Origin of the sequence: Allomuricauda sp. M10, assembly GCF_020782875.1 — a bacterium.
Taxonomy (GTDB): domain Bacteria; phylum Bacteroidota; class Bacteroidia; order Flavobacteriales; family Flavobacteriaceae; genus Flagellimonas.
This window is the reverse complement of sequence record NZ_JAJGBN010000001.1, coordinates 76438-95541: the sequence shown is the minus strand read 5'-3', so window position 1 is coordinate 95541 and position 19104 is coordinate 76438. Positions and strand designations below refer to the sequence as shown.

The 19104-nt window shown below is 42.3% G+C and carries 18 protein-coding genes; 6 read left to right on the top strand and 12 right to left on the bottom strand.

Translation table 11 applies throughout. The features are described 5' to 3' along the window. Window positions 1–6 precede the first annotated feature (6 nt). The 8 genes from rplB to rpsL all read right to left on the bottom strand — a co-directional run bounded on the left by rplB (window position 7) and on the right by rpsL (window position 5922). Window positions 7–831: a 50S ribosomal protein L2 gene (gene rplB / locus LKX84_RS00465; RefSeq protein WP_163635142.1), complete on the bottom strand. Its 825-nt coding sequence runs from the start codon at window positions 829–831 to the stop codon at window positions 7–9. Window positions 832–840: 9 nt separating this feature from the next. Beyond that, window positions 841–1131 (bottom strand): 50S ribosomal protein L23, encoded by a 291-nt coding sequence (gene rplW / locus LKX84_RS00460; protein WP_163635143.1) that lies wholly within the window; start codon window positions 1129–1131, stop codon window positions 841–843. A gap of 7 nt (window positions 1132–1138) precedes the next feature. After that, window positions 1139–1768, bottom strand: coding sequence for a 50S ribosomal protein L4 (gene rplD, locus LKX84_RS00455; RefSeq protein ID WP_228234945.1), 630 nt, complete (start codon window positions 1766–1768; stop codon window positions 1139–1141). Then, a complete protein-coding gene (rplC, locus tag LKX84_RS00450) occupies window positions 1768–2391 on the bottom strand; it encodes a 50S ribosomal protein L3 (RefSeq protein WP_228234943.1) in 624 nt (207 codons plus the stop codon). Before rplC ends, rplD begins: the two co-directional genes overlap by 1 nt. A gap of 210 nt (window positions 2392–2601) precedes the next feature. After that, window positions 2602–2907, bottom strand: a complete 306-nt coding sequence (gene rpsJ, locus LKX84_RS00445) for a 30S ribosomal protein S10 (protein ID WP_010519396.1) — start codon at window positions 2905–2907, stop codon at window positions 2602–2604. An 11-nt stretch (window positions 2908–2918) separates the two neighbouring features. Next, window positions 2919–5045 carry an elongation factor G gene (gene fusA, locus LKX84_RS00440; RefSeq protein ID WP_228234941.1) on the bottom strand — a complete coding sequence of 709 codons (2127 nt, stop codon included), beginning with the start codon at window positions 5043–5045 and terminating at the stop codon, window positions 2919–2921. Window positions 5046–5051: 6 nt separating this feature from the next. Then, a complete protein-coding gene (gene rpsG, locus LKX84_RS00435) occupies window positions 5052–5528 on the bottom strand; it encodes a 30S ribosomal protein S7 (protein ID WP_163635147.1) in 477 nt (158 codons plus the stop codon). A 19-nt stretch (window positions 5529–5547) separates the two neighbouring features. Continuing rightward, a complete protein-coding gene (gene rpsL / locus LKX84_RS00430) occupies window positions 5548–5922 on the bottom strand; it encodes a 30S ribosomal protein S12 (RefSeq protein ID WP_013305196.1) in 375 nt (124 codons plus the stop codon). Window positions 5923–6504: 582 nt separating this feature from the next. Here rpsL and LKX84_RS00425 point away from each other — a divergent pair. The 5 genes from LKX84_RS00425 to rlmB all read left to right on the top strand — a co-directional run bounded on the left by LKX84_RS00425 (window position 6505) and on the right by rlmB (window position 14073). Next, window positions 6505–9747: a SusC/RagA family TonB-linked outer membrane protein gene (locus tag LKX84_RS00425; protein WP_228234939.1), complete on the top strand. Its 3243-nt coding sequence runs from the start codon at window positions 6505–6507 to the stop codon at window positions 9745–9747. Window positions 9748–9776: 29 nt separating this feature from the next. Beyond that, entirely contained in the window at window positions 9777–11426 is a 1650-nt protein-coding gene (locus tag LKX84_RS00420) for a SusD/RagB family nutrient-binding outer membrane lipoprotein (RefSeq protein ID WP_228234937.1), read from the top strand. A gap of 10 nt (window positions 11427–11436) precedes the next feature. Continuing rightward, a complete protein-coding gene (locus LKX84_RS00415) occupies window positions 11437–12369 on the top strand; it encodes a hypothetical protein (RefSeq protein ID WP_228234935.1) in 933 nt (310 codons plus the stop codon). A 155-nt stretch (window positions 12370–12524) separates the two neighbouring features. Beyond that, window positions 12525–13268, top strand: a complete 744-nt coding sequence (locus LKX84_RS00410; protein ID WP_228234933.1) for a hypothetical protein — start codon at window positions 12525–12527, stop codon at window positions 13266–13268. 67 nt (window positions 13269–13335) lie between these two features. Next, on the top strand, window positions 13336–14073 hold the full coding sequence (rlmB, locus tag LKX84_RS00405) for a 23S rRNA (guanosine(2251)-2'-O)-methyltransferase RlmB (RefSeq protein ID WP_228234931.1): 738 nt from the start codon (window positions 13336–13338) through the stop codon (window positions 14071–14073). 2 nt (window positions 14074–14075) lie between these two features. Here rlmB and LKX84_RS00400 read toward each other — a convergent pair whose 3' ends face one another. Further along, window positions 14076–14801, bottom strand: coding sequence for a rhomboid family intramembrane serine protease (locus LKX84_RS00400; RefSeq protein WP_228234929.1), 726 nt, complete (start codon window positions 14799–14801; stop codon window positions 14076–14078). Window positions 14802–14922: 121 nt separating this feature from the next. On the opposite strand from LKX84_RS00400, the gene LKX84_RS00395 reads away from it, so the two are divergent. Continuing rightward, window positions 14923–16200 (top strand): replication-associated recombination protein A, encoded by a 1278-nt coding sequence (locus LKX84_RS00395; RefSeq protein WP_228234927.1) that lies wholly within the window; start codon window positions 14923–14925, stop codon window positions 16198–16200. On the opposite strand, the gene LKX84_RS00390 is transcribed toward LKX84_RS00395, so the two are convergent. From LKX84_RS00390 to LKX84_RS00380, 3 genes are read right to left on the bottom strand one after another with little or no spacing between them, the layout of a single operon-like run. Continuing rightward, a complete protein-coding gene (locus LKX84_RS00390; protein ID WP_228234925.1) occupies window positions 16197–17036 on the bottom strand; it encodes a hypothetical protein in 840 nt (279 codons plus the stop codon). The genes LKX84_RS00395 and LKX84_RS00390 overlap by 4 nt on opposite strands. Window positions 17037–17048: 12 nt before the next feature. Next, window positions 17049–18509: a DUF5723 family protein gene (locus LKX84_RS00385; RefSeq protein ID WP_228234920.1), complete on the bottom strand. Its 1461-nt coding sequence runs from the start codon at window positions 18507–18509 to the stop codon at window positions 17049–17051. Beyond that, on the bottom strand, window positions 18506–19057 hold the full coding sequence (locus LKX84_RS00380) for a hypothetical protein (protein WP_228234919.1): 552 nt from the start codon (window positions 19055–19057) through the stop codon (window positions 18506–18508). Before LKX84_RS00380 ends, LKX84_RS00385 begins: the two co-directional genes overlap by 4 nt. Window positions 19058–19104: the final 47 nt, after the last annotated feature.

The following is a 19104-nucleotide window of genomic DNA, read 5'->3' as shown; positions in this document are numbered from 1 at the left end:
TTTCTTTTATTTCTTTCTACGTTCTACGATGTACCTGTTGGTGTCCTTGGTCTTGGAACGGGTCCTGTAACCTTTAGCCGGAATACCTTTTCTAGATCTTGGGTGACCTCCTGAAGCCCTACCTTCACCACCACCCATTGGGTGATCCACAGGGTTCATGGCCACTGGCCTAGTTCTTGGTCTTCTGCCCAACCATCTGCTTCTACCTGCTTTACCAGATACCAACAATTGGTGGTCGGAGTTGGAAACGGCTCCTACGGTAGCCAAACAAGTGGCCAATACCATACGGGTTTCACCAGAAGGCAATTTAATGGTAACGAACTTACCGTCCTTTGCCATCAACTGGGCAAATGTACCGGCACTACGGGCCATAACGGCACCTTGACCAGGTCTCAATTCGATACATGAAATAATGGTACCCAATGGAATCTCGCCCAATGGAAGTGCATTTCCAATTTCAGGGGCTGATCCTGTTCCGGATTGAATGGCTTGACCCACTTGCAATCCGTTTTGGGCGATCACATATCTTTTTTCGCCATCTGCGTACTCTACCAAGGCAATAAATGCAGTTCTGTTGGGATCGTACTGGATAGACTGCACGGTGGCATCCACTCCTTGTTTATCCCTTTTGAAATCGATAATACGATATCTTCTTTTATGCCCACCACCAATATGGCGCATGGTCATTTTACCTTGACTGTTCCTACCACCTGTTCTTTTTAACGGAGCAAGCAAGCTTTTCTCCGGCTTATCAGTAGTAATCGCGTCAAATCCGTTTACTACTCTAAAACGCTGACCAGGGGTTATCGGTTTTAATTTTCTAACTGACATCTCTCGTCTTTATAGATTATTGTAAAAATCAATAATATCACCTTCGGCAACATCAACGATCGCTTTTTTCAAAGCATTCGTTTTTCCATGTTGGATTCCGGTTTTTGTATAGCGACTCTTACGCGTTGGACCATAGTTCATGGTTCGAACTTTTTCCACAGAAACACCATAAGTAGCCTCTACCGCAGCCTTGATTTCCAACTTGTTGGCCTTTGGGTCAACAAAGAAACCATAGCGATTGTGCAGCTCGCTGTCAGCGGTCATTTTTTCCGTAATGATCGGTTTTATCAACACACTCATGATTTTCTTATTTCTTTAGATTCGATTCAATTCCTTCCAAAGCACTTTCAGTAAGCACTACACTGTTCGCGTGAACAATTTTGTAAGTGTTTAATTCTGAACCAGTTACAACTTCGGAACGCTCCAAATTACGCGACGACAAATATACGTTATTATTTGTATCGCCCAACACAATAAGAGACTTTTTATTTTCTAATCCCAATGAAGTCAAGAAACTAACGAATTGCTTGGTCTTTGGAGCTTCAAAATTGAAATCCTCAACCACTACCAAAGCGTTCTCTTTAGACTTAAGGCTCAACGCAGATTTTCTGGCCAAACGCTTAAGGTTCTTGTTCAATTTTTGGGAATAATCCTTTGGCCTTGGACCGAACACGCGACCACCACCTCTAAACACTGGAGACTTGATGCTACCAGCCCTAGCGGTACCTGTACCTTTTTGCTTTTTAAGCTTTCTGGTACTTCCGGAGATCTCTCCTCTTTCCTTTGCTTTGTGGGTTCCTTGTCTTTGGTGGGCCAAATATTGCTTAACATCCAAATAAATGGCATGGTTGTTAGGCTCAATGGCGAAAACCTCATCAGAAAGCTCTACCTTTCTTCCGGTCTCTTTTCCTGTGATATCTAATACTGCTACCTTCATTATTGCCACCTTTGAATAGTTACGTATGCATTTTTGTGACCAGGCACACATCCTTTAACAACCAAGATGTTCTTTTCTGGAACCACTTTCAATACTCTTAAGTTTTGCACGGTCACTCTGTCACCACCCATTCTACCGGCCATTTTCATTCCTTTAAAAACTTTGGCAGGGTAAGAAGCGGCACCAATGGAACCTGGAGCTCTTAACCTGTTGTGCTGACCGTGGGTAGATTGACCAACACCACCAAAACCGTGACGTTTAACAACACCTTGGAAACCTTTTCCTTTTGATGTTCCTACCACGTCAACAAATTCTCCTTCAAGAAAAATGTCAACACCTACAGTGTCTCCCAATTTGTATTCTCCTTCAAATCCTTGGAATTCAATGACTTGTTTTTTAGTAGAAGTACCTGCTTTCTTAAAGTGACCTACTTCGGCCTTGTTAGCATGTCTTTCTGCCTTGTCATCGAAACCAAGTTGAAGGGCTTTGTACCCGTCAACCTCTTCGGTTCTGACTTGGGTAACCACACATGGTCCAGCTTCAATAACGGTACATGGAACGTTTTTTCCATTCTCGTCAAAAATGCTGGTCATGCCGATTTTTCTTCCTATTAACCCAGACATATTTATTAATTATTAATTGATTACTCTTTTTAGTTGCGCCAACTACGTGGCAAAAAAATTGGGTCAAGAAAAGAATTCTGCTCTGACCCAGATTTTTTTCTTTCTCCGTTTTTCCCAGACCATCGTCAGGGACATGTTCTTTGTAAGTTTTAAGTGTTAAGTTGAAAGCTACAAGGATTTCACGACCTAAAACTCAACACTTAAAATTTATCAGACCTTGATCTCAACCTCAACTCCACTAGGAAGCTCAAGCTTCATAAGGGCGTCAATGGTTTTTGATGAAGAGCTGTAAATGTCCAAAAGTCTCTTGTAAGAGCTCAATTCGAACTGCTCCCTAGATTTTTTGTTCACGTGGGGTGAACGCAAAACCGTAAATATCTTTTTGTTTGTTGGCAATGGAATAGGTCCCGTTACCACCGCACCAGTGGTTTTCACTGTTTTCACGATCTTCTCAGCAGATTTGTCCACCAAATTGTGATCGTAAGACTTCAATTTAATTCTAATTTTTTGACTCATCTTGCTGATAATTATGCTGTTACTCCTTTAGCTGCCTTGATCACTTCCTCTGCAATGTTGGAAGGGGTCTCGGCATAGTGTGAAAATTCCATAGTGGATGTAGCCCTACCTGAAGACAAGGTCCTCAAGGAAGTTACATATCCGAACATTTCAGAAAGTGGTACTTCAGCTTTGATAACTTTTGCACCGGCCCTATCGTCCATGTTGTTCACTTGTCCCCTTCTACGGTTCAAGTCACCTACGATATCACCCATGTTCTCCTCTGGTGTAAGAACCTCCAATTTCATGATCGGTTCCATCAACACCGCTTTAGCAGCTTTGGCAGCAGACTTGTAACCCAATTTAGCGGCCAATTCGAAGGACAAGGAATCAGAATCCACAGGGTGGAAAGATCCATCGATAAGGGTAATTTTCATACTATCCATCTCAAATCCGGCCAAAGGTCCATTTTTCATGGCTTCCCTGAATCCTTTTTCTACTGATGGAACATATTCTTTAGGAATGTTACCTCCTTTGATCTCGTTAGCAAACTCCAATCCAACTTTACCTTCAGCAGCTGGTTCCATAGCGAATACGATATCCGCAAATTTACCACGACCACCGGTTTGTTTCTTGTAGACCTCTCTGTGGTTTGCCTTGGCAGTAAGAGCCTCTTTGTACTCAACCTGAGGTTTACCTTGGTTTACCTCAACCTTGAACTCACGTCTCAAACGATCTACGATGATGTCCAAGTGAAGCTCACCCATGCCAGAAATAATGGTCTGACCAGAAGCTTCATCGGTTTTAACCTGGAAGGTTGGATCTTCTTCGGCCAATTTAGCCAAAGCCATACCCATTTTATCAACATCCGCCTTGGTTTTAGGCTCAACAGCAATACCGATCACAGGATCAGGGAATTGCATGGACTCCAAAACAATTGGGTGTTTTTCATCGGAAAGGGTATCACCAGTTTTGATATCCTTGAATCCAACAGCAGCACCAATATCACCAGCCTCGATGAACTCGATGGCATTTTGTTTGTTGGCGTGCATTTGGTAGATACGGGAGATACGCTCTTTGTTACCGGAACGGTTGTTCAAGATATATGAACCTGCATCCAAGTGACCAGAATAAGCCCTGAAGAATGCCAAACGACCTACGAAAGGATCGGTAGCGATCTTAAATGCCAATGCAGCAAAAGGCTCTTTTGGATCTGGTTTTCTTCTTTCTTCTTTTTCAGTATCAGGGTTAATACCGATAATAGCCTCTTTATCCATTGGAGAAGGCAAGTAACGGCAAACAGCATCCAATAGGAATTGAACCCCTTTGTTTTTGAAGGAAGAACCACAGATCATTGGGATAATGGCCCTATCCATCACAGCTGCACGAAGTGCGGCGTGGATTTCATTCTCAGAGATGGAATCTTCATCTTCGAAGAATTTTTCCATCAAAGCCTCATCATATTCTGCCACTGCTTCGATCAAAGCAGCTCTATATTCCCTTACTTCAGCTTCCATATCGGCAGGAATCTCAACAACATCAAAAGTAGATCCGAAGTTGTCATCATGCCATACAATAGCTCTGTTCTTCACTAGGTCAACGATACCTTTGAAATCAGCTTCGTCACCAATTGGCAATACAATTGGCACAGAGTTAGATCCCAACATTTCGCGAACTTGCTTACACACGTTCAAGAAGTTAGATCCTTGACGGTCCATTTTGTTCACGAAACCGATACGTGGCACTTTATAGTTATCGGCCAACCTCCAGTTGGTTTCAGATTGTGGCTCAACACCGTCAACGGCACTGAACAAGAACACCAAACCGTCCAATACACGCAAAGAACGGTTTACCTCAACGGTAAAGTCCACGTGTCCGGGAGTATCGATAATATTAAAGTGGTATGATTTTGCATCTTCAGTTGGTTTCCCTTGCTCTGTTGGAAACTGCCAAGAACATGTAGTAGCCGCTGAAGTAATGGTAATACCACGCTCCTGCTCTTGCTCCATCCAGTCCATAGTGGCAGCACCATCGTGCACCTCACCAATTTTGTGGCTCACACCTGTATAGAAAAGAATACGCTCAGTAGTAGTTGTTTTTCCAGCATCGATGTGTGCTGCAATACCTATATTCCTTGTGTATTTTAAATCTCTTGACATTTCTGATTAGAATCTAAAGTGTGAGAATGCTTTGTTGGCCTCAGCCATTTTGTGGGTATCTACCCTCTTCTTCACGGCAGCACCTTCTTCTTTGGCAGCAGCCAAGATTTCGGAAGCCAACTTTTGGGCCATGGATTTCTCGTTACGTTTTCTGGAGTAACTGATCAACCATTTCATGGCAGTGGATATCTTTCTGTCCGGACGGATCTGCATTGGAATCTGGAATGTAGCACCACCAACCCTTCTACTTCTTACTTCTACGTGTGGCATTACATTGGAAAGGGCATCTTTCCACAATTCCAAGGCTGTTTTTTCCTCGTCTGTCTTTTTCTGGTCAACAATATCGATTGCATCGTAGAAAATCTTGAATGCAATTGACTTTTTACCATCCCACATCATCATGTTCACGAAACGTGTAACAAGTTGATCGTTAAATCTTGGGTCTGGTAATAATGGTCTTTTCTTTGCCTGCTTTTTTCTCATCGCTTCTTCTTAAAGTTGATTACTTTTTAGGACGCTTAGCACCATATTTTGAACGACGCTGTGTTCTTCCGGCAACACCGGCAGTATCCAACGCACCGCGAACGATATGGTATCGAACACCAGGCAAATCCTTTACTCTTCCGCCCCTTACCAATACTATCGAGTGCTCTTGAAGGTTGTGTCCTTCACCAGGGATGTAAGCGTTCACCTCTTTACCGTTGGTCAACCTTACCCTGGCAACTTTACGCATTGCAGAGTTTGGTTTCTTCGGTGTAGTGGTGTACACACGCGTACAAACCCCTCTTCTTTGAGGACACGAATCCAAAGCAGCCGATTTACTCTTCTTGGTAATCGTGGCCCTTCCTTTTCGTACTAATTGTGAAATTGTTGGCATTAAATTTCTTTTAAAAACTGAATAACCCTCATTTTGAGGGCTGCAAATGTAGTGATATTTCGGAATAATTCAAATGGAAGGGAATTAATTTTGCCCTTGACCGGAAAAAAAGTTCCTAATGACAGGAGGAAACCAAAAGACAAGGTCATCATCAACCTCAAAATCCCAACAACAAACCGAACAAAAAATCCTCTCCAATTGCAATCTCACCACCCCATCCCACAGCCGAAAATAAAAAAGACCGACCGCATTGGTATAATATATTAAGGTACGCATCACCGATTCTTTGTTATGTTAATTTTTGCTTAAGGACTTTTTAACTTAACCACAGCCATTAATTATGAATGAAGCCTGCGTTTTTTAGACCTTAAAAATTACACCCCCAGCAATTACAGGGCATTCATAAGATTATTTGCATTAAGATCAATTCACCCCCCTTCAAATTGAAGAGTTTTCAATCATTCATAAACATTTTGCACTTATTGCATTTAGAGAGGGACTCTTAAAGATTTTATAAAATTAGTTTGGATTATTAACACGAAATTATGATTTTAGCCCCTAGCTAATTCAAATAATTTAACAATGAGAACAAAACTTAATGGATTGTTAACGCTATTATTGGCGTTTGTTGTGCATATATCCTTTGCACAAGACAAGACGATTACAGGTACTGTTACGGATGCCGATGGCCTCCCTCTACCTGGAGTCAATATTGTCGTTGAAGGGACCAGTACCGGTACCCAAACAGATTTTGATGGTAACTATGCGATCAGTGCAAGTGCAGGCCAGACCCTTCTCTTCACTTACATAGGACAAAAGCCATCCACACGCGTTGTTGGAGCAGCAACTGTCATCAATGTGCAAATGGTGGAAGATACCCAAGCCCTTGAAGAGGTTGTTGTAACCGCACAAGGTATCAAGCGTGAAAAAAAGGCTTTGGGTTATGCAGTGTCTTCTGTAGGCGCCGATCAGCTTGAGCAAAAGACCGAAGGTGACGTAGGTAGGATTCTTAGTGGTAAGGCTTCTGGGGTTAACATTACGCAACAGAGTGGTCTTTCCGGTTCAGCAACGAACATCGTAATACGCGGTTACCAATCGTTCAGCCAAAACAACCAGCCGCTATTTATTGTGGACGGTGTGCCTTTTAGTAGTGATACCAACGCGCAAGGTAGCTTTGAGGACGGTAACAATGGTTCTTCCAGGTTCTTGGACCTTGACCCTAACAGTATTGCAGAAGTTAACGTACTTAAAGGTCTTTCAGCAGCTACTCTTTACGGTGAAGCCGGTAAAAATGGTGTAATCTTGATTACCACTAAAAACGGTGCGGCCGGAGGAAAACCAAAAAAATCAGAGATTACCGTTACTTCTTCGATATTCTTCAACGAAATTGCTTCAATGCCAGAATATACCATGAAATATGGTAACGGTTTTGACCAAGCATTCGGATGGTTCTTCAGTAACTGGGGACCAAGCTTTGAAAAAGAAGGTAGAGCAGGTTGGGGAAATTCAGCCAACTTCCCAAGTACATATGACCTACAGTCAGATGGCACCATTCTTCACCCCTATTCAACTGCAGGTAACGCAACAGGAATTCCTGCCGCATTCCCTGAGTATCAAGGAAGAAGATATGCATGGAAGCCATACGATTCCGTAGGGGAGTTTTTCAAAACAGGTACAGTGGCTAACATATCCATCAATGCAGGTGGTTCTTCAGATGATGGAAAAGTTTCTTATAACGCTACTTTTGGACATTTGGAAGATGAAGGATTTACCAGAGGAAACTCTTTGAACAGAAACACAATAGGCCTTGGTGGTCGTGCCATGCTTAGCAACAAGTTCACCGTTTCCGGTACCATGAACTACTCCCGTACCGATTTCAAATCACCTCCTGTTGCATTGGGAGATGGTAACCAAGTTGTGGGTAATGGTTCTTCCGTTTTCAGTAACATCTTCTTTACTCCACGATCAGTGGATTTGATGGGGCTTCCCTATGAAAACCCAATTACTGGTGGAAGTGTTTACTATAGACAAAACAACTCCATTCAGCACCCTCTTTGGACCGTGGAACACGCCAAAACCCGTCAGTTGACCAACAGGGCTTTTGGTAGCATGTCTCTACAATATGACATTACCGAAAACTTGAACATCTTGTATCGCTTTGGTTATGACGTATATAACGAGCGTAATACAGAAGCACAAGACAAAGGTGGTGTTGGGGTATCTACCCAATACATTTCAGGTATTTATGCTACTTGGGATAACAACAATACCATCTGGGATCACAGTTTGATTTTGACCGGTAACTATGACCTTACTGAAAAATTGGACATGACATTCAACGTAGGTGGAACCACAAGGTCTACCAACTATGACAGACAAGGTGTTTTCAGTAGTGGACAAAACGTTTTTGGCGTGTTGAGACACTTCAACTTCGACCTTCAGAACGAAATCCAGTACACTTCTTACAAAAACATCGTAGGTCTTTATGGCCAGGTAGATTTTGGATATAACAACTTCCTTTATTTGACCTTGAACGGTAGGAACGATTGGGTATCCAACCAATCAGTTGACAACAGATCATTGTTCTACAAAGGAGCAAGTTTCTCTTTTGTTCCAACTTCTGCAATTGACGGTCTACAAAGCCAAAGTGGTATAAACTTCTTGAAACTTAGAGGTGGTTACGGAGAATCTGCTGGATTTGCCGAAGGATTCCCAACATCTGTTAACTTAAGTATCAATACTCAAGATTTCATCAGCGATGATGGTGGTTATGTAGTAACAAACTCCGTATCCAACACTGTGGCCAACCCTAACATCAAACCAGAAAAATATTCTGAAATTGAAGTTGGTTTGGAAGGACGCTTTTTCAACTTTGTGAATCTAGATGTATCCGCTTACCAAAGGGTTACCAAAGATTTGATCATCAATAGACCTTTGGATCCAAGTACAGGTGGTACCTCTATTCAGACCAACGTTGGGGAGATCAAAGGTAAAGGTCTTGAAATTGACCTTGGCCTTGACATTCTTAGAGGAGAAAGCCTTAACTGGTCCGTGAATACCAACTTTAACACCGGTTACTCTGAGGTTACCGATTTGGGAGCAGATACCGATTTGATCGTTTACTCTGGTTATTCCAACTTGGGTAACGCAGCTATCGAAGGCGAAAGATTGGGTGTGATCGTAGGTAGTAGGGTTGCCAGGGATGAGAATGGAAACTTCTTGACAGATAGTAGTGGTAACTACATTTCTGAAGAAGTGGATGAAAATGACAGGTTGCCTGTTATTGGTGATCCAAACCCAGATTTCATTATGAACGTGAACAATACGTTCAGCTACAAAGGTTTCAACTTCAACTTCTTGTTCAACTATGTACACGGAGGCGACATTTACTCTCAAACTGTTGCTACCTTGTTAGGTAGGGGTCTTATTGCAGACACAGATGATCGTGAGACTTCTTTTGTATTGCCAGGTGTAAACACCAGCGGGGAGCCTAACAATGTTCAGATCAACAACTCTGCATATTATTTCAGCAATGTACTTTTTGGTCCAGCTGAAATGAATATATATGATGCTACTGCTTTGAGACTACAAGAAGTTTCCTTGGGTTATTCTGTACCTAAGAAATTCTTGGACAAGACACCATTTGGTTCGCTTTCTTTCACTGTATCAGGTTTCAACCTTTGGTATGAGGCCTTCAATACACCAAAGAGCGCAAACTTTGACCCTAACGTAGCTGGTCTTGGTGTTGGTAACGGACGTGGTTTTGACTGGTTGAACGGACCTAGCTCCAAGAGATATGGTGTAAGCGTTAAAGCCACTTTCTAATCAAGGACATAAAATAATATAACTTCGTTATGAAAAAAATAGTAAAAATATTGAGTTTGGCACTTGCATTCGGAATGGTTTTGTTCCAATCGTGCGAAACTACAGAATTGGATTTGAGAACGGATCCAAACGCATTGTCAACAGACAATGCTGATCCCAACTTCCTGTTGAATGGGATTCAAGAGACCTTTATTCGTATTGTAGAAAGTTTTGGTTATACTGGCTCCCAAGTAACCCGTATAGATTACATGGGATCTAGGCAGTATCGTACGGCCTACAGCCCATCAAGTTTCGATGGCAGATGGGAAGATGCCTATACCGAAATTTTGACCGATACCTATGCAATGTACGCACTTGCTGAAGATGCCGAATTGAATTACCATATTGGAATGGGTAAGTTCATGGAAGCTTATACCATGTCCATGTTGGTAGACTTTTTGGGTGATGTACCTTATAGTGAGGCCAACAATGGTGCCGATAATTTTAACCCTAGCCCTGATGCAGGTGCAGACATCTATGCCAATATAGAGGTTTTATTGAATGAAGCGATTGCGGCTTTCAATAGCGGTGGGGTTGCTCCGGATAATGATTTCTTCTACAACGGAAATGCCAGCAAATGGATCAAAGCTTGTAACACCTTAAAGCTTAAGATCTATATTACCGAAAGATTGGCATCCAGCGATGCTGTTAGTAAGTTTAACGCCATCATCAGTGGAGGCAACTACATTCAATCTGTTGCTGACGATATGCAGTTTACTTGGGGTACAAACGAGGTATCTCCTGACACACGTCACCCCGCTTACGGTGCCGACTATACCACTTCAGGTGGTGGACGTTACCGTTCCAATAGCTTGATGCAATACATGATGGATACAGCGGATCCAAGGATGCGTTATTATTTCTATCGCCAGAATGAATTTACACCAGGTTCTGATGGTGCAGAGCCAAGTTTGGAAACTTTGGAATGTTCTTTGCAAACCGCTCCAGCCCATTATGCAGGTTTCCCTTTCTGTACTTTGACCAATGGATATTGGGGACGTGACCATGGAAATGACGAGGGTATTCCACCAGATGGATTCCTAAGATCTTTGGTAGGTGTTTACCCTGCTGGCGGAGCTTTTGACGATAACACTTTCGAAGGTCGCGTACTTGGTGAAGGTGGTGGTGGTGCCGGTATCACTCCAGTATTGCTGGCTTCAACAGTGGACTTCTGGAGAGCAGAAGTAGCTATGCTGGCCAACAATCCAGGTACTGCCAAAAGTTTTGTATTGGCTGGTTTGAGCAAATCAGTATCTAAAGTATTGCCTTTCGGTGCTCTTGATTCTGGTGCTGACGTAGAAACCTATGAGCCAACCACTACTGAAATTGCCGATCATAGCGATACTATTGATGCCGCTTTTGACGCAGATGCAACCGGTGGATGGAATGTTTTGGGACAAGAGATGTTCGTAGCCCTTTACGGAAACGGAATCGATGCCTACAACTTCTACAGAAGAACTGGCTACCCAAGCAACCTACAACCTAACTTGGAGCCTGATCCAGGAAGCTTTATCAGATCTTTCTTCTATCCTTCAAATGCAGCGAACAACAATTCGAACATTACACAGAAGGCTACGCAGACTGTTCAGGTTTTCTGGGATACCAATCCAGCAGGTCCATCATTCCCTTATTCAAACTAAAAAGAGAACTATGAAAAATACATTAATAAAATCCATTGCATGTAGCTTAATTTTAGCTTTAGCTGCATGTGATAGTGAAGAAAAAGTCATTGACAAGGTCTTTGACGAAGTAGAGCAAGGCGCATTTACCAGAATAATCAGCATTGAGGGAACCGTTATTGATTTGAACGATACTTCTTCTGCTGTTTCTCTAACCTTGGCTTATCAAGATGGTGAAGACAACACCCTTTTGGATCACATTGATTACAGCGTTACGCTAACCGACAACACTGTAAGCGGGACTGATCTATCTGGATCGGCAGTTGTTGGATCTGCTGCAGCCTCTAGCTTTACCAACAATCAATTTGGTGAACCACAAACCACCTTTACATTTACCTATGGAGAAGCCCTTACAGCATTAGGGCTTGACCAAGCGGATATAGAAGGTACCGATAGCTTTGAAGTATCTTGGGAAGTGTTCACTACGGATGGCAGGTCTTATACCAAAGGAGATGTAAGTGGTGACGTTGCTGCCGTAGGTGGTTACTATTCATCACCTTTCTTCTATTCCATTGCATTCAAATGTGGTCTTACCGACACTTCAACATTATTTGATGGTGACTTTGTTGTGAATGTTGATGGATGGGAAGATTATGGTGAAGGCGATTTGGTACCTGTTATCCCAGATCCAAACGATCCATTGAGCTTCAGAATCCTTGGAACAAACAACCCATATATTGAAAATCCTGACACTTTCTACTTTGGAGTGACAGTTGTTGATGAAGATGGTACTGTAGAGGTTGCCTCCAATGAACCATGGCATTACATTTCAGGTGGCGGCACCGTATATATGGTAGATGTAGTTGGATCTGGAAGTATAAACACCTGCACCGGTTATGTTAATATCGATTTGACATTCGTTGGCTTCGGAACCTATAATTTCCAAATAGAGCCTGCCAATTAATCTATAGGTTTACATTAAAATTAAATACCACCCGATCGGGTGGTATTTTTTTTGTCACTATTGTATAGGAACCCTTTAATAATTAAGGATTTATAAATTAACATACCTAGACTTCAAAACCGTAATATTTTTCATATTTTGCAAAAAATTCTTTTATGAAACACATCGCGACTTTATTGCTTCTTTCTGCCTTTACAACATTATCCTATGGACAGGTTGGGATGGGAGGATCAAATCTTGAAACCTTTAATGGATCAGGACAAGGTGGAGCCTTCTTTTCGGCACTTAGAAAAAATCTTAACACAGGCGCCACTAGCTTAAATACCGTAGGCTCACCATACTTAAATGATGACTTTGTACCTTGCAAGGTGTACTATAAAGATGAACTGGTAGGAAATCTTTATTACAGGCACAATGCATACAATGATGAAATAGAAATCAAGGATTCATCACTTCCGGAAGAAACCCCAACCTCTTTGGCTACCATGAAACAATTGAGGGTCATCGATCAAAATACCGGTCAGGAAATTAGTATGATGACCTATGAAAACAAAGATGAGCTTGTAAAGAATGGTTATTTCTATGTTATTGACGAAGGAAAGGACTATAACCTATTGTTCAAGAAAAATGTAAAGTTCACGGAAGGGACCAAACCAGTAAATTCAATGGTTAGGCCAACCCCGAACAAATTCTCCCAGTTTGTGGAGTTTTACTATATGAAGGACGGGGCCAAATTTGCACAGTTGATACCTACCAACAAAGGCCGCTTCGTTAAAACATTTGGAAATGCAAATGAAGAAGACCTAAAGGATTATTTAAAAGAGCAAAATATTAATCTTAAGGATGAAGACGATTTGATCAAAGTGTTCAACTATCTGAACACTAATAAAAATTCATGATCTTCAAAAAGATAACTATTAAAAAACGGCCACTATTAGATGGCCGTTTTTTATTTATTTTTGCGCCATGAAAGACAACCAGCTCATTTATGGCATACGTGCCGTTTTAGAGGCAATACACGCCGACCAACCCATTAATAAGATATTCATCCAAAAAGGGTTGAAAGGCGATCTTTTCAAAGAGCTGGAGACTACCATTCGTAAATCCGGACTTAGTTCTTCCTACGTCCCCATTGAAAAACTGAACAGGATGACCCGCAACAACCATCAAGGCATCGTTGCACAAATATCACCGGTACAGTTTCAAGATTTTGAAGCAATGGTGGAAAAGGTCCTTTCTGAAGAAAAAATGCCCTTCTTTCTGCTATTGGATCAGGTTTCCGATGTGCGTAATTTTGGCGCAATCATCCGTACCGCGGAATGCTGTGGTGTACATGGGATCATCGTACCCAAAAACGGTTCCGCCCCCATTACCGATGATACGGTCAAAACCTCAGCAGGAGCCGTCTTCAATGTGCCCATTGCAAAGGTGGATCACCTAAAGGATGCCCTGTTCTATCTACAATCTTCTGGCATTGCCATTACCGCTGCCACCGAAAAGGCGGATGATGATATCTACTCCATTGGTTTTGATCAACCAACTGCCATCATCATGGGTTCTGAGGAAAAAGGCGTCTCCCCTTCCGTTCTGGGCATGGTAGACCATCGGGCCAAACTTCCCTTATTGGGCAACATTGGCTCCTTGAACGTTTCTGTTGCTTGCGGCGTGTTTCTGTATGAAGTTGTCAGGCAACGTCTGAAATAACATCAGTCTTCCTCGGATTTCTTGTAATGATATCTGATTTGGATGGGAGGCTCATCCTGAATTTCCATGTTTTCAATAAAATTGCCGTTCTCATCAAAATGTTTTAAAAATGGGTCGTCCTCTTCTTTGAAATCATCCTTTTCCCAATCATATTTTATAAGACTCGGGATTTCCGCCTTCATTAAAAAAGCCAATACCAATCCGGTAATAAAGCCTGCCAGATGTCCTTCCCATGAAATTTCTTCCCTCACCGGAAAAATGTACCAAATCATACTTCCATAAATGAAAACCACCACTAAGGATAAGGCCACCAACCTGTAATACTTAGCCAAAATCCCTTTAAAAAAGATAAAACTGGCCAACACATAGATGACCCCGCTTGCCCCGATATGGTAGGATGGCCTTCCGATGGACCATGTCAAAAACCCGGATAGCAACACCCCATAGACCAAAACTTTTAGGGCCACCTTCTGATAAAAATAAAAGAGGAAGGCCAACAAAATGGCCAATGGAATGGTATTGTTATATAAATGCTCCACGGACCCGTGAATGAAGGGACTCAGCACCACACCTCTCAATCCCCACAGTTTCCTTGGATAGACGCCATAATCGTTCAAATTGACCCCTGCCCCCACTTCATACCAATAAACCGACCAAATGCAAAGCACGGCAACCAAAGGCGCCAATACCACACTTAAGGGAATTTTGAAAGGTTCAGATGACTTCATACTTCAATCGGGAATCAAAATACTTACCACAGTATCCAATTTACACAAATTGTCAGTTTTGGTTAAGATCTCGTCCCTGTAACAGCATCCATCACCCCTAAATTTGTCTTATTTTTATCTCATGAACGAACCTTTGGCAGAACGGATACGGCCCAAAACATTGGCGGATTACATCAGTCAACAACACTTGGTGGGCGAAAAAGGCGCATTGACCAACCAGATCAAGAACGGTGTAATCCCTTCCCTGATTTTATGGGGACCACCGGGGACTGGAAAAACCACCTTGGCCAATATCATTGCAACGGAAAGCCAACGCCCGTTTTATACCTTGAGTGCCATAAGTAGTGGGGTTAAGGACGTTCGGGAAGTGATTGACAAGGCCAAACAAAGTGGTGGACTCTTCACATCCAAAAACCCCATCCTTTTTATTGATGAGATCCATCGGTTCAGCAAATCGCAACAAGATTCCTTGTTGGGTGCCGTGGAAAAAGGTTGGGTGACCTTAATCGGTGCCACAACCGAAAATCCAAGTTTCGAGGTAATTCCCGCACTGCTGTCCCGTTGTCAGGTTTACATTCTTAACCCCTTTGGAAAAGAAGACCTTATTGCCCTTTTGGAACGGGCCATTAAAACGGACAGTGTTCTAAAATCCAAACAAATTGATCTACAAGAAACCGAAGCCTTATTAAGACTATCTGGCGGCGATGGCCGAAAGTTGCTGAACATCTTCGAGCTGATAGTAAATTCCGAACCCGGAAATACCATCACCATCACCAATGATCTGGTCATGGGCAAGGTGCAAAAGAACACGGTGTTGTATGATAAGACCGGGGAACAGCATTACGATATTATTTCGGCTTTCATTAAATCCATTAGAGGTAGTGATCCCAATGCCGCAGTGTATTGGTTGGCCCGCATGATCGAAGGAGGTGAGGATGTTAAATTCATAGCTCGAAGGATGGTTATTCTTGCTTCTGAGGACATTGGAAATGCTAATCCCACTGCCCTTGTAATGGCCAACACCACTTTTCAAGCCGTGAACACCATTGGATATCCTGAAGCTCGAATCATTCTTAGCCAATGTGCCACTTACTTGGCAGGTTCCCCAAAAAGCAATTCCAGCTACATGGCCATTAATATGGCCCAACAAATCGTGAAACAGACCGGAGATCTTTCTGTTCCCATGGCCATCAGAAATGCCCCAACCAAACTCATGAAGGATTTGGGATATGGGGAAGGTTACGCTTACGCCCACGACCATGAAAACAATTTTGCCGATCAGGAATTTTTACCTAAGGAAATATCCGGCACTACCTTTTACCATCCTGGTAATAATGCAAGGGAAAAGGCCATGAAAGATTTTTTAAAAATCCGTTGGAAAGATAAATACGATTATTAGAACTTAATGTTCAGTTCCTTTTGTTGTTTGTTCCCGTTTTCCAAATACTCTAATATCCATTTGCCATCCTTGCTGAATACCACGGCATTGTTCCCTTCAACCTGGGTCAAGAAAACATTGTCCATGGAGGTGGACTCCAATTTTAGGACCACCTTGGGTGTACTGTCCACCAATTGATATCCATTTGCAATGGGTTGGGCATACAAAAGGTCGGTAGTGATCGTTTCTGATGCCTCTACCGCAACAGCTTTGGAAATGTTTGATGGTTTGGGTTCCACACTTTTATATACTTGCTCTTCGGTTGTGGCCTTTTGTTCCACAACGTACTCTTTTTCCTTCTCTACGACTGTTTTTACATCGTCTTTAAAACTGATGACCACTGGATTTTTCGGAGTCTCTGTTTGCTTGGGTTGGTATTTGTAATCCATTCCCGCAAAAGAAACAAAGGCATCTTGAATGGCTTCCTTATATGCATCCACATAGTCCTTTGTCTTACTTTTTCCCTCAAAGGTTCTGTATACCTCAGAATTTTCACAATTCTTCAGTGTGATTATTATATTGGTTGAAAACATGGAGGAATTATCCAAAAGATCGGCCACAAGCCCCAAACATCTATTGGTTGCTAGGTCCAAAGGCATTTCATCATCATAAATGGCATTGAAACCATTCTTTGTGAAATAATATTTGACCAATGTACTGGTCTGGTATCTGTTTTCACCTTTAAAGGCAGCAAATTTCTTGGGAACAATGATGTATTTATAATCATTCAACTGTGCCTGTCCTGCATAGGTAAATCCCAATACCAACAACAAAAAATATGTAATTCTAGATTTCATGAGGAAGATAAATCAATTATCGTTCCAAGATATGATATTAATTCCGAACTGTAAAGAAGCATAATGGCTGTCCGCTATATTGGAATAGCCCAAAAGGTTGTCTCCAAGGATGTAAAAATTTACCGGACCTGCCTGAAGATTAAGGCCTAAGCCTATATTGGAGAATGAATATTTATCTATAGTATAGGTGGTTTTCAACGCCAAAACCCTACCAAATCTTCTTTGATAAAACCCGGTCAGCGCTGCTTGTACTCCCCGTGGTCTTTTCATCATGAACAACTGCCCCCCTACACTATTCGGATAGTAGTCCCTATTACTACCCCCTCCCTGATCGTTCACGCCGCATCCGCAATTATCGAAGGGATTACCTCCCGCTTCGCCAAAGTCATATCGAATAGATCCATATGCCTTGACCGGCCTGAAAGAAATATAGGATTTTTGGTTTTCACCATGTGGAAGTGCCGCATCAATATCGTCAACCAGTTCTTGCCAAAGATCGTTGTCCAAATCATCTATATCTTCCGGTAAGTAAACTAAAATACCTTCGGTACTGGTGCTACCATTGAGGGTATAGTTCCAAACATCCTTGTTATTGTAGATAAAACCAACATCCAAAACACTACCTGTAACGGTAGTTTGCGGCGTTAACTGATAGCTAAAACCTGCATCGAACCCCAGACCCAAATTACCTCCAAACAATACCCGCTCGGCAAATAAACTCTTAATGTCTTTTTTTGTGGTACCGGTATCCTCTTCCAAAATATCGTAAAATCCTCTTACGCCAGCCGTTTGAAATTGCATATCGGCAGCTATGGAGGTCATATAAATATTGTCCTGACCTTCCGTGGTCACAAAACTTCCCGAGTTTTTTATCGACTGAAATTGAAATATGCTGGAATATAATTTGGCCCTTGCCCCCACTGTGAGGGATTCACTCATTTTTCTGTTGACACCAAAATGGAACACATTGATCATTTCACCGCGAAGGTTCAGATCGCCGAGATCAAAACTTCTACCAATATTGTCACCGCCATTGCCTTCAAAAGCCAAAAGGGCCAAATCCCTTGGCCAGTACACAATAACATCGGTTTCACCGTACATTCCGAAAGAGTAGTAATCATCAGGACGGTTTTTTCCCCTAAAGCCTACTGTAATACCCTCAATTTGGTTGGTGGTACTGAAATCGTCCTTCCGGGTCATGGCATCCAATACACGTTCCTGGACCTTGGTTGTGAAATCAATGCCGTCGTTGGCAAACAGGTCGTTCACCGTAACGCCACTGGTAGCTCCCTGAAAGGACAATCCAGAAATAACCGGAATGCCAACATGCCATTTCTCCGAGGTTTTTACCCCTGGATTGACCATCAGCGATTGAGGGATCTCATAAAAATCGTAGAGCAGTTCCTTGTTCTGGGCAAAAAGAACGGAGCCTCCCAAGAGGGTAAAAAAAAGAAAATAGAACCTTATCCTCATTTCAACCTAAATAAAAACTCGGCAGCAGATCTGAACTTTATTTTGGGTTCCGATTGGGCAGAAACACTTGTGGTATCACCCAAATTGGTGACCGTTATTCGAAGGCTAGAGGTATTGGCCAAAATATCCAAACTTTTGCCTCCCGGGCCATAGGCCACTTCCCAAATATTGGTGCCGGATGGATCGGCCTGTACATCAAATTGTTCTGCATCCAAAGTGTTACCTCCTTCATCCAAAAACTCAAGAGTGATTCGTAACTGTTTGCTTGTAGTGTTCACAATTTCGTAGGTAATGGTCCCTTCGATCAAATGTTCGGCAACATATTGTTCATTAAAGGCATCAAAATTGACCGTTTGGATATAAAAAGTTGACAGAGATCCTGAATCATTGATGGTCGCTTCATCGGATTCCATATAAAACAGGCCCGTGGCCAAGGTTGGGGTAATGCGCAAGTCATCAAACTGACTGAAATCCTGAGGTTCGGTACAGGATTGGGAAAGGAGCAACACTGCAGTGATGCAGAGGAGCAGGTAAAATGATCTTTTCATAGCCAAAAACATTTCCAGTGTCCGTAACGGGGTATACCGCTGTTACT

Excerpts from the sequence above, each read along its gene's own strand:
- rplB (WP_163635142.1), bottom strand. The coding sequence starts at position 831 with ATGTCAGTTAGAAAATTAAAACCGATAACCCCTGGTCAGCGTTTTAGA.
- rplW (WP_163635143.1), bottom strand. The coding sequence starts at position 1,131 with ATGAGTGTGTTGATAAAACCGATCATTACGGAAAAAATGACCGCTGAC.
- rplD (WP_228234945.1), bottom strand. The coding sequence starts at position 1,768 with ATGAAGGTAGCAGTATTAGATATCACAGGAAAAGAGACCGGAAGAAAG.
- rplC (WP_228234943.1), bottom strand. The coding sequence starts at position 2,391 with ATGTCTGGGTTAATAGGAAGAAAAATCGGCATGACCAGCATTTTTGAC.
- rpsJ (WP_010519396.1), bottom strand. The coding sequence starts at position 2,907 with ATGAGTCAAAAAATTAGAATTAAATTGAAGTCTTACGATCACAATTTG.
- fusA (WP_228234941.1), bottom strand. The coding sequence starts at position 5,045 with ATGTCAAGAGATTTAAAATACACAAGGAATATAGGTATTGCAGCACAC.
- rpsG (WP_163635147.1), bottom strand. The coding sequence starts at position 5,528 with ATGAGAAAAAAGCAGGCAAAGAAAAGACCATTATTACCAGACCCAAGA.
- rpsL (WP_013305196.1), bottom strand. The coding sequence starts at position 5,922 with ATGCCAACAATTTCACAATTAGTACGAAAAGGAAGGGCCACGATTACC.
- LKX84_RS00425 (WP_228234939.1), top strand. The coding sequence starts at position 6,505 with ATGAGAACAAAACTTAATGGATTGTTAACGCTATTATTGGCGTTTGTT.
- LKX84_RS00420 (WP_228234937.1), top strand. The coding sequence starts at position 9,777 with ATGAAAAAAATAGTAAAAATATTGAGTTTGGCACTTGCATTCGGAATG.
- LKX84_RS00415 (WP_228234935.1), top strand. The coding sequence starts at position 11,437 with ATGAAAAATACATTAATAAAATCCATTGCATGTAGCTTAATTTTAGCT.
- LKX84_RS00410 (WP_228234933.1), top strand. The coding sequence starts at position 12,525 with ATGAAACACATCGCGACTTTATTGCTTCTTTCTGCCTTTACAACATTA.
- rlmB (WP_228234931.1), top strand. The coding sequence starts at position 13,336 with ATGAAAGACAACCAGCTCATTTATGGCATACGTGCCGTTTTAGAGGCA.
- LKX84_RS00400 (WP_228234929.1), bottom strand. The coding sequence starts at position 14,801 with ATGAAGTCATCTGAACCTTTCAAAATTCCCTTAAGTGTGGTATTGGCG.
- LKX84_RS00395 (WP_228234927.1), top strand. The coding sequence starts at position 14,923 with ATGAACGAACCTTTGGCAGAACGGATACGGCCCAAAACATTGGCGGAT.
- LKX84_RS00390 (WP_228234925.1), bottom strand. The coding sequence starts at position 17,036 with ATGAAATCTAGAATTACATATTTTTTGTTGTTGGTATTGGGATTTACC.
- LKX84_RS00385 (WP_228234920.1), bottom strand. The coding sequence starts at position 18,509 with ATGAGGATAAGGTTCTATTTTCTTTTTTTTACCCTCTTGGGAGGCTCC.
- LKX84_RS00380 (WP_228234919.1), bottom strand. The coding sequence starts at position 19,057 with ATGAAAAGATCATTTTACCTGCTCCTCTGCATCACTGCAGTGTTGCTC.